At 42.9% G+C, this 11,320-nt stretch carries 8 protein-coding genes; 4 read left to right on the forward strand and 4 right to left on the reverse strand.

The annotated features are described in order from the left end of the window. Window positions 1–69 precede the first annotated feature (69 nt). Entirely contained in the window at window positions 70–1,221 is a 1,152-nt protein-coding gene (metK, locus tag CXF81_RS13890) for a methionine adenosyltransferase (protein ID WP_101181938.1), read from the reverse strand. A 517-nt stretch (window positions 1,222–1,738) separates the two neighbouring features. Between metK and tkt the strand changes: the two genes are divergently transcribed. From tkt to CXF81_RS13910, 4 genes are all read left to right on the forward strand, one after another. Continuing rightward, a complete protein-coding gene (gene tkt / locus CXF81_RS13895) occupies window positions 1,739–3,733 on the forward strand; it encodes a transketolase (RefSeq protein ID WP_101181939.1) in 1,995 nt (664 codons plus the stop codon). A 47-nt stretch (window positions 3,734–3,780) separates the two neighbouring features. Continuing rightward, window positions 3,781–4,794 carry an erythrose-4-phosphate dehydrogenase gene (gene epd, locus CXF81_RS13900; protein WP_101181940.1) on the forward strand — a complete coding sequence of 338 codons (1,014 nt, stop codon included), beginning with the start codon at window positions 3,781–3,783 and terminating at the stop codon, window positions 4,792–4,794. Between the two features lie 29 nt (window positions 4,795–4,823). Then, the gene (locus tag CXF81_RS13905; protein WP_101181941.1) at window positions 4,824–5,993 is read left to right on the forward strand and encodes a phosphoglycerate kinase; all 1,170 of its coding nucleotides are present in this window, start codon (window positions 4,824–4,826) and stop codon (window positions 5,991–5,993) included. Between the two features lie 148 nt (window positions 5,994–6,141). Further along, complete coding sequence (locus CXF81_RS13910) at window positions 6,142–7,041, forward strand: fructose bisphosphate aldolase (protein WP_101181942.1); 900 nt, start codon at window positions 6,142–6,144, stop codon at window positions 7,039–7,041. A gap of 98 nt (window positions 7,042–7,139) precedes the next feature. Here the strand turns inward: CXF81_RS13910 and ppx are convergent, their stop codons facing one another. The 3 genes from ppx to CXF81_RS13925 all read right to left on the reverse strand — a co-directional run bounded on the left by ppx (window position 7,140) and on the right by CXF81_RS13925 (window position 11,315). Beyond that, window positions 7,140–8,669, reverse strand: coding sequence for an exopolyphosphatase (gene ppx, locus CXF81_RS13915; RefSeq protein ID WP_101181943.1), 1,530 nt, complete (start codon window positions 8,667–8,669; stop codon window positions 7,140–7,142). Beyond that, entirely contained in the window at window positions 8,670–10,739 is a 2,070-nt protein-coding gene (gene ppk1, locus CXF81_RS13920; protein ID WP_101181944.1) for a polyphosphate kinase 1, read from the reverse strand. A gap of 72 nt (window positions 10,740–10,811) precedes the next feature. Then, complete coding sequence (locus CXF81_RS13925) at window positions 10,812–11,315, reverse strand: glycine cleavage system protein R (protein WP_101181945.1); 504 nt, start codon at window positions 11,313–11,315, stop codon at window positions 10,812–10,814. Window positions 11,316–11,320: the final 5 nt, after the last annotated feature.

An 11,320-nucleotide genomic window follows, 5' to 3' on the forward strand; every position in this document is an offset into this window, starting at 1 on the left:
TTCCTTGTCAAAAAAAAGCCCCCAAAAGGAGGCATTCAATAAAATAGTTGTAATTACCTTAGAACAGTACTATAACCCAGCTGCCTGCTTTAGGTCACCGGCTTTATCTGTTTTTTCCCATGGAAAATCATCGCGTCCAAAGTGGCCATACGCAGCAGTGGCTTTGTAGATCGGGCGCTCTAAATCTAACATCTTAATTAGTCCGTAAGGACGTAAATCGAAATGGTCCCTTACCAGTGCAGTCAGCAATTCATCTGATACCTTACCGGTACCGAAGGTTTCAACGTTGATAGAGGTTGGTTCAGCAACACCGATAGCGTAAGAAATCTGAATTTCACAACGTTCCGCTAAACCTGCGGCAACCATATTCTTGGCCACGTATCTACCTGCATACGCAGCAGAGCGGTCAACCTTTGATGGGTCCTTGCCTGAAAATGCACCACCACCATGACGTGCCATGCCGCCATATGTATCGACAATTATTTTACGACCAGTTAAGCCGCAATCGCCCATCGGACCGCCGATAACAAAACGCCCTGTTGGATTGATATGAAACTTTGTTTTATTGGATAGCCACTGTGCGGGTAAAACAGGTTTTATAATTTCTTCCATGACAGCTTCACGAAGATCTTCATTGGAAACTGAATCACAATGCTGTGTGGAAAGCACAACCGCATCGATTCCAACCGGTTTATCATTTTCGTAAATGAATGTTACTTGGCTTTTCGCATCGGGTCTTAGCCAACTTAGCTTACCATTTTTGCGCACTTCGGCTTGTTTCTGAACTAGGCGATGAGCATAAGTAATGGGAGCAGGCATCAATACTTCAGTTTCGTTGCTTGCATACCCAAACATTAAGCCCTGGTCTCCCGCGCCTTGTTCTTCTGGTGATGACCGGTCAACGCCTTGATTGATATCGGTTGACTGCTTACCAATGGCGTTTAAAACAGCACATGAATTGCCATCAAAGCCCATATCCGAATGTGTGTAGCCAATTTCGTTCACGGTTTTACGCGCTAATTCTTCAATATCAACCCAAGCCTTTGTATTAATTTCACCGCCTACTAACACCATGCCTGTCTTCACATATGTTTCGCAAGCGACACGCGCTTTAGGGTCTATTTCTAAGATGGCATCAAGAACGGCATCTGAGATTTGGTCTGCAATTTTATCTGGATGACCTTCGGATACAGATTCTGATGTAAATAAGTGACTTGCCATGGATTTTCCTATATTCGTTTAAATACAGACCCTCTTACGGTCTATACTTTAATTCTAGTACAGCGAAAACGATTGAAGCGTTAAAAACCAGTTAAGCCCTTAACAATACCCAGCGACTTTGGCGCCTATCTTTAACAAATAAACGTGAGTATTTGTGCGTGCAATTTCCGTCATTTTTCTCTAAAAAGTGCATTAATACCGGTTTAAAAAAAGGTAAATATTTTTCGCTAATCAACTTTCGCGACTTTGTGGTCGTATTGTAGAGTAAATTTTGTATTTTACCAATATTTACTTCTAGACGTCTAAAAGTCCAACAACTCTACGGCTACTTACGGCCTCTAGCGCAATTTGGATTTTATAAAACGGGATTTAGTCAAAAAAATGCAGACACAAACGCCGAATAATGATTGAACAAAGTGGCCTACTGTATGAGAATACGTGTTCTATTTTGAGATTGCCTTCTATTCGAGGAGTTAGTCTAATACGCAATAAGTAATCGAAGTTTCTAGGAGAGCTCATGCCATCACGTCGTCATCTAGCCAACGCCATCCGTGCTTTAAGTATGGACGCTGTTCAAAAAGCGAAGTCAGGTCATCCTGGCGCACCAATGGGAATGGCAGATATTGCTCAAGTATTGTGGGCAGACTTCTTGTCCCACAACCCACAAAACCCTAACTGGGAAAACAGAGACCGTTTTGTATTGTCAAATGGTCATGGTTCAATGTTGCTTTATTCATTGTTGCACCTTTCAGGCTACGAACTGCCGATTGACGAATTAAAGCAATTTCGTCAATTACATTCCAAAACACCAGGCCACCCAGAATATGGCTATGCACCAGGTGTCGAAACAACGACTGGTCCATTAGGGCAAGGTCTTACTAACGCTGTGGGTATGGCAATCGCCGAAAAAGTGCTGGGCGCACAATTCAACCGTGACACGTTTACTATCGTTGATCATCAAACTTATACGTTTTTAGGCGACGGTTGCTTAATGGAAGGTATTTCTCACGAAGCCTGTTCACTTGCCGGTACCTTAGGTTTGGGCAAATTAGTCGCGTTTTGGGATGATAATGGTATCTCTATCGATGGTGAAGTTGAGGGCTGGTTCAACGATGACACGCCCAAGCGGTTTGAGGCTTACGGCTGGCAGGTGATCAGTGACGTTGATGGTCACGATCCGGAGCAAATTAGAGCGGCAATTGAGCAAGCTAAAGCGGATACAACTCGCCCGACCTTAATTTGTTGTAAAACTGTCATTGGTTTTGGTTCACCCAACAAGCAGGGCAAGGAAGATTGCCACGGCGCGCCGCTAGGTGACGCTGAAATTGAGCTGGTTAGAAAAGAACTAAACTGGCCATATGCGCCATTTGAAATTCCGCTTGATGTTTATACCGCTTGGGATGCCAAAGCCAAAGGTGCTGCAGATGAAGCCGCTTGGGAAGTTTTGTTCGCTGGCTATCAGCAGGCTTATCCTGAGTTAGCGCAAGAGTTTATACGCAGAAAAAATAACAGCTTGCCTGAGTCATGGGGCCATGAGTCGGCTAAGTATATTCGTAGCTTGCAAGATAACCCAGAAAATATTGCAACGCGTAAAGCCTCGCAAAATACATTGAATGCGTTTGGTCCATTATTACCTGAACTTTTAGGCGGTTCTGCCGACCTTGCGGGCTCTAACTTAACTATTTGGTCTGGCAGTAAAGGCGTCAGCAAAGATGACGCATCGGGTAACTATTTGTACTATGGCGTACGTGAATTTGGTATGTCGGCCATGATGAACGGCATTACGCTGTATGGCGGCTTTAAAGCTTACGGCGCAACATTCTTAATGTTTGTGGAATACGCTCGTAACGCAGTTAGAATGGCAGCGCTTATGAAGCAGCCTTGCATATTTGTGTACACTCACGATTCGATTGGATTGGGTGAAGATGGTCCAACGCATCAGCCTGTTGAGCAGGTTGTTTCGTTGCGCGCAACACCTAACTTAGACAACTGGCGTCCATGCGATCAAGTCGAATCAGCGATTGCTTGGAAAGCAGCAATTGAGAGAACAGATGGCCCAACAACCTTAATATTTACGCGCCAAGGTTTGCCACAGCAAGCCAGGAATGAACAGCAATTATCTGACGTAGAACGCGGTGGCTATGTATTAGTCGACAGCGATGTTGTGCCTCAAATCATGTTAATTGCAACCGGTTCTGAGGTTCAGTTAGCGGTTGAGGCTGCAGCGAAACTCAACGCTGAAGGGATACCAACGCGTGTTGTATCAATGCCATGTACTGACTTGTTTGACCGTCAATCAGCAGAATATAAAGAAACTGTGTTACCCAGAGCCGTGACTAAACGTGTGGCTGTTGAAGCACTAGCCAAAGATACTTGGTACAAATATGTAGGTCTCGATGGTGCTGTTGTGGGTATGGATAGTTTTGGCGAGTCGGCACCGGCGAGTGACTTATTTGCTTACTTTAATATTACTACAGACGCGGTTTATAACGTTGCAAAAGGACTGAAATAAGGTTTGAGATCCCGGTTTAATTTGTTCCAACCAAGGGGCGCAGCGTAATGTTGCGCATCGCAATAAATGGTTTCGGTCGTATTGGCAGAAATGTCTTGCGTGCACTCTATGAGTCAGGACGTAACCACCAAATTCAAGTTGTTGCTATCAACGAAATAGCATCGCCAGAAGGCGTTGCGCATTTGTTGAAATACGACACTGCGCATGGTCGTTTTAAAGGCACAGTCGGCTACACAGACAAGTGTTTAATTGTTCAGGGTGACAAAATTCCACTCTTTCAAGAAAATCACATTGAAGATCTAGCATGGTCAAAAGTTGGTGTAGACATTGTGTTGGAATGCACTGGTGTATTCAGTTCCAGAGAGTCGGCTCAGCAACACATTAAGAATGGAGCAAACAAAGTCTTATTTTCACAACCTTGTGGACAAGACATGGATGCCACGATTGTGTTTGGTATCAATCATACTAGTTTACAAGCAAGTGATGTGATTGTGTCGAATGGTTCATGCACTACGAATTGCATTGTGCCTATTATTCAGGTCTTAGATAATGCTTTTGGTGTCGAAAGTGGCACAATTACCACGATCCATTCATCCATGAATGATCAACCTGTGATTGATGCGTATCATCCCGATTTGCGTCGTACTCGCGCCGCCAGCCAATCAATCATTCCTGTGGATACTCGCTTAGCTGTGGGTATCGAAAGAATCCTACCGCGCTTTGCAGGTAAGTTTGAAGCAATTGCGGTAAGAGTGCCCACCATCAATGTGACTGCCATGGACTTGAGCGTCACTTTACGTGACAAAGTGACGGTTAGTGATGTCAATGCAGCACTGAAAAAGAGTGCGCACGGCGATTTAAAGCACATCATTGACTACACTGAAGAACCACTAGTGTCGATAGACTTTAATCATGACCCGCACTCTTCTATCGTCGACGGCACGCAAACAAGGGTGAGTCATATGCAGCTAGTTAAAACATTAGTGTGGTGCGACAACGAATGGGGTTTTGCAAACCGTATGCTCGACACTGCGTTGTATATGCATAAACTCGACAATTAATTTTTTAACACGTTTGAAAGGAGAAGTTGATGACCATTCGTAAAATGCAAGAACTAGACTTAAAAGGGAAGCGAGTACTCATCAGGCAAGACTTAAATGTGCCTGTAAAAGACGGTATTGTGACCTCTGACGCTCGAATTCGCGCCTCTCTCCCAACCGTACTATTAGCCTTAGATAAAGGGGCAAGCGTAATGTTGATGTCTCACCTGGGGCGTCCTACAGAAGGTGAGTCCGATCCGGCGTTTTCATTACAACCGGTCGTAGACTATTTAAACAAAGCCCTTGATGGTGGTGTTGTTTTAGCTACTGACTATCTTCAAGGCTTAGATGTGTCATCAGCTAAAGTGATTGTGCTCGAGAATGTGCGGTTTAACCAAGGTGAAAAGGAGGATGATGAGATCTTAGCTAAGCAATATGCTGCTTTGTGTGATGTATTCGTCATGGATGCTTTTGGCACAGCGCATAGAGCCCAAGCATCAACTCACGGCGTAGCAAAGTTTGCTACCGAAGCCTGCGCAGGACCGTTGTTATCGGGTGAACTAGAGGCCTTAGGCAAAGCCTTGGATAACCCTGCACGGCCATTGGTTGCGATAGTCGGTGGTTCAAAAGTATCAACTAAGCTAACGGTACTTGAATCATTAGCAAGCAAAGTTGACCAACTGATTGTGGGTGGTGGTATTGCCAATACATTTATTGCTGCGCAAGGCCATAACGTGGGTAAATCGTTGTTTGAAGCAAGCCTTATTCCAGAGGCAAAACGGTTAATGCGGGCTGCCAAAGATAATAACGGCGAGATACCGGTGCCGACTGATGTAGTAACCGGTGCGCAGTTTTCAGAATCGACATCGGCTACCTTAAAAGCGGTAAGCGCGGTTAATGATGACGATATGATATTTGATATTGGTCCTGAAACCGCAAAAACCTTAGCTGCGATAATAAAGCAGGCTGGCACGATTGTATGGAATGGCCCCGTCGGTGTGTTTGAATTTGACCAGTTTGGCGAAGGAACTAAAACATTGGCGATGGCTATTGCTGACAGTGATGCTTTTTCTATTGCTGGTGGTGGTGACACACTCGCCGCTGTTGAGAAATATGGTATTGAAGATAAAATATCTTATATTTCCACTGGTGGTGGTGCATTTTTAGAGTTTTTGGAAGGTAAAACCTTACCGGCAGTTGCCATTTTAGATAGAGACTAACGTTGATCTTACTTGTTTGTGAACTTGATTATAGGCGAGTTAAGGCCTTGATTAGCGAACTGATCAGATAAGTGGTAAGGCCTATAAAATCAAGCTAACATAGCGATACTGAGCAGAAATAGCTCACAAACACGAAAAGGAGCGTTAGATGACAACTCAAGCACAACAAGACATGTTGGCGAAAGTAAAAAACGAAGTTGGCTTCATTGCCGCATTAGATCAAAGCGGTGGAAGTACACCCAAAGCACTAAAGCTTTACGGTGTTGAAGAGTCAGCCTACAGCAATGACGAAGAGATGTTCACTTGTGTGCATCAAATGCGCACTCGTATTATGACGAGCCCTGCATTTACAGGGGAGCGCGTAATGGGTGCTATCTTGTTTGAGAATACATTGGATCGTGATGTTGAAGGTCTATCTAGCGCACATTATTTATGGCAACAAAAAAATGTCGTTCCATTCTTAAAAGTTGACAAAGGCTTGGAAGACGAAGCAAACGGTGTTCAGCTAATGAAGCCAATTGCGGGGCTAGATGAGTTACTAACAAAAGCCAATGCACAAGACGTTTTTGGTACTAAAATGCGTTCTGTTGTAAAGCTAGCCAATAAAGTCGGTGTTGACGCTATTATTGCGCAGCAGTTTGTTGTTGCTAAGCAAATTTTAGCGGCCGGTTTAGTGCCGATTATTGAGCCTGAAGTGGATATCAATAGCCCAGAAAAAGCGCCAGCTGAAGCTCTATTAAAAGCCGCGCTTTTAATTGAGCTTGATGCCTTATCTGATGACCAACATGTAATGTTAAAACTGACTTTGCCGGAGTCGGTCAATTTCTATAAAGAATGTATTGAGCATCCAAAAGTGATCAAGGTTGTTGCCTTGTCAGGCGGTTATTCGCGTGAGGTAGCTAATCAAAGGTTAAGTGAAAATAAGGGCATGATTGCGAGCTTTTCGCGTGCGTTGACTGAAGGTGTGTCTTTTCAACAATCAGATGAAGCGTTTAACGCAACGTTAAATGATGCAATTGAAGGCATTTATCAAGCATCAAATACCTAAGCTATAAAAAATCCAGATTAGGGCAAGCTTATTACGAAAAAAGGGAACATTATTTATGTTCCCTTTTTTGTCATTAATACGCCGTCCTAACATCGCCGTTACTTTATACGAATGTGCATGCCGGTGGCTTCAATATACTGGTTTTCTTGTTGTAAATCTGCGAGCAGTAGCGGTGACAAATCAAACCAATTGTCGGGAAAGCTGAGAATGATTTTTTGCTCAATAATTTCCAAACCAAATTCAGGTAGTTGGCTTTCTTGTCTGTTAATATTAAGCACAATACCCAGTCGTAGCAGTACCAATAATTTAAGCACCACGGTTTCACTGTAGTTAACGAACGAGGGTAATTCGGCGAGTTTTATTTTTTTGCGATGGAAGCGAACTAAGGCTGCTAATAATTTTTGTTGCTCTTGGTTAAAACCGGGTAAATCGCTTTGTTCAATAATATAACTAGAGTGACGCTGCACGCCTCGTGAGTTAATTTGTAGGCCGACTTCATGCAGCAGCGCAGACCAACCCAATATGTGGCGTAAATCTCCAGTTTTAATATCCCAAGCGTCGGCTGCTTGTTCATAAATTTTGATGCAAGTGCCCCATACTTTTTTAGCGTATAGCGTGTCCACATCATAACGTGTTGCTAGGCTTTGCGCAGTGCGCTCCCTAATATTTGTATTCGCACCGGTGTCATGCGCTTCGTAAAGAACGCCTTCACGCAACGCCGCACCACTTATTTCCATTGCAGTTAAATTCAAACTACGAAAAATAGCAATGAGAATACTCAGTCCTGCAGCAAATACTTGTTTTCTATCTTCGGTCAAGCTGGGTAAGTTTAGTTGGTTTGAATGGCCCACTTCACAGCAGGCGTGCATCAACTCATTTAAGCCTATTTTAGTGATAGCCACATCACTCTTGCTTTGCGCCTGCGCAGTCAGTACAGAGCAGATAGAGCGAATAGTGCCAGATGCGCCAATGTTGGTTTCCCATTTAAACCGTTTTAAATTACCAACAACTAATTCAATTTCTTGGCGAGCGCCAGTAATAGCTGCTTGAAACGCTTTTTTAGTAATAACGCCATCAGAAAAATAACGTTTTTGATAACTCACACAACCCATTTGTACGCTTTTACACATCATAGGTAGTAAGTGTTCACCAACCGCAAACTCTGTCGAACCACCGCCAATATCGACCACTAATCGGTTTCCTTCAGATTGCGTCGTATTGGCAATGCCGGTATAAATTAAACGAGCCTCTTCAGGTCCTGAAATGATTTCAATCGGGTAGGGGATCACTTTTCGCGCTTTGGACAAGAATACTTCTGCATTGCGTGCTTTGCGTAAGGTATGTGTGGCGACAATTCGAACATGCGAAGGTTCAAGCCCTTGCATACTTTCCGCCATACTTTGTAAGGTTGTTAAACCGCGTTCCATTGCTTCGTCGGATAGAATGTTTTTATCGTTCAAGCCTTCTGCTAATCGAACTTTGTGCTTTATCTTTTGTACCGTTTGCAATGACCCTGCAACGACTCTAGCAATAACTAAATGGAAGCTATTAGAACCAATATCTAAGGCAGCATAAAGGTTGATATCACGAGTTTTGACATCTTCAAAAACATTTTCTAGGGTCTGCAATTAAAGTGCTTCCTTTTTTGTGAGGTACTTGTGTATTTCAATTTGTGAACGCAAGTTTTTGCGATTACCGCGTTTAACGTAATCATTGACTTGATGCTGGTCGATGATGCGCGCCTTTAATGTGTCTTTGAACTGGATGTCCAGCAGGTCTTCTATCATTTTGATGGCGTCAGGATCGTAAACAGGGCAGCCAACTTCAACTCGATATTCCATATTCCGGGTCATCCAATCAGCCGATGAAATGTAAACCCGTTTATCGCCACCATTCTGAAAAACCATGATGCGCGGATGTTCTAGGTAGCGGTCGACGATGCTAATCACTTCAATATTTTCACTGAAGCCTTTTACGCCGGGTATTAATGCGCACATGCCGCGAATAATAGCCCTGATTTTCACACCAGACTGACTTGCATGATACAGGTTGTCGATCAACTCTTTGTCTACTAAATTGTTGATCTTTAATGTTATTAGACCTTCATGGCCTTCATTAACACGCTGGATCTCTTGTCTTATTAAGGATTGTATTTTATTTCGAGCATTAAGAGGCGAAAGTTGTAAGTGCTGAAACTTCATCTTTTTATAGGGATTCTGTATCATGTCAAACACTTGGATACACTCTAAAGCAAGTTCTTGGTTGCAGGTAAATAGACTTAAGTCAGTGTATATTTTCGCTGTCTTTTCGTTAAAGTTACCGGTTCCAAAGTGTGAGTAATGCTTCATTACTCCGCGTTCTTCTCGCGACACCACACAAAGCTTACTGTGAATTTTCACATTCGGGTTGCCTAATACCACTTTAATACCGGCGTCAGTCATACTTTTAGACCAGGCGATATTAGCCTCTTCATCAAATCGAGCTCGAAGCTCAACAACCACTGTGACACTTTTACCATTGTCCACCGCATCAATTAACGAGTTAACGATGCGCGATTGTGATGCAACGCGATAAATATTCAGTCGTATATGTTTGACTTGAGGATCGAACGCCGCTTGGCGAACAAATTCAGTGAAGTGTAAAAATTCATGGTATGGATAATATAAAAGAATATCTTTGTCAGCGATGGCCTGAAAAACAGTATCGTGGGTTGAAAATGATTTGTTAGAAATCTCGGGTAATGTTGGGTTTTCAAGATAGCTACGGCCAACGTTTGGAAAGCCAATAAAGTCTTTAAAGTTACGATAGTGGCCCGCGGTCTGAATGGTGTCTTCTGAGGAAATTCTTAAGCGTTTGCGCAAATCTTTGATCATATCATCGGGCATACCATCGTCGTGAATAATCCTAACGGGCTCAGCAATAAGGCGTTGCTTCATACCTTCAGACATTTTTTCCACATAGCTTTCGTCAATTTCATCATTAATTGAGTATTCGGCATCTCGCGTTATTTTAAATGAATAGGCGTCAGCGGAATCAAATTTGACAAAACCGGTGAAAATATCAGACAGACAGAGTTTAATGAGGTCATCAATTAAGATGATCTGTTTTTTCATTTTGCTTTTTTCAGGGGGCAGTACAACAAAGCGACTGATGGCATTGGTCGGTATTTCTACAACCGCATACTTGGTATTTCGACCTTCTCTGCGCAGGGCAACATCGAGATACACTGAGCTATCATTCAAGCGTTGGATCAAATGGCCTTTGCTATCGAGCAATATTGGCGCAACGTGCAGTAAGACCTTGCTCTTAAAATACTTGCGGGCCCAAATGAGTTGACTTTCGCTCAACTCTGGATGGCGAAGAATATGAATATTGTATCTTCTGAGTGTCTTCGTAATATCACGGTGGATGGCGTCAAAGCGCTTTGATAAATGATGTACTTTTTCTTGGATGCGTTTGAGAAGTGATTCAAAAACCAGTGCTTGTTCTTCATTTCCATCATTATGAGAAATCGTGATCTGGCGTTTTACGTCTGCAAAGCGCACCCGATAGAACTCATCCAAGTTGTTCGAATAAATGCCTAGAAAGCGAATTCGCGCGATAATCGGATTGTTTTCATCCGCTGCTTCTTGCAGGACTCGCTCATTGAATGACAACCAGCTAAGTTCTTTTGGGTAGTAAAGCTCTCTTTCGTTCATTATTACTCTTTAAATACTTGTGTAAACGAATGCGTAGGCAGACACTTTAATGGATCAATATGACAGGCATTGTTACGTGCTTTCAATTTCTACCATTAAGTCGTCGGTGATATCTTCTATCGCCAATTTAACATTATCTAAATCCATTTGTGGTGATACTGAAATAATAACTTTTGCAGTAAATAATGGGCTCCCCCAGTTAGGTGCACTTTCACACTTTGTGGTCATTTCGATAATATTAATGTCAAAAGTTTTTAAGGTAGAGGTAATATCACTGACAATTCCTCTTCTATCGTTACCGGTAACCAGAATAACTGCTTTTGCATCAAGTGAGATTTCATGCGCATTGGAAGGTTGTAAAGTGATATGTAAATGCGCAAGTTGATGGCAAGCATGGACTAATTCATTGTGCTTCTCCTGCGGTAGCATAACTTCGATAAAGCCAGCAAATTGGCCCGATAATTGGCAAAAGCTACTCTTGAGCCAATTACCTTCGGCATCCATAATACATTTGGCGATTGCGTCAACTAATCCGGGTTTGTCTTTGCCTATTAATGTGAGTACCATAACTTGCATAACAG

It is taken from the genome of Glaciecola sp. 33A (assembly GCF_002836745.1).
Lineage (GTDB): Bacteria > Pseudomonadota > Gammaproteobacteria > Enterobacterales > Alteromonadaceae > Glaciecola.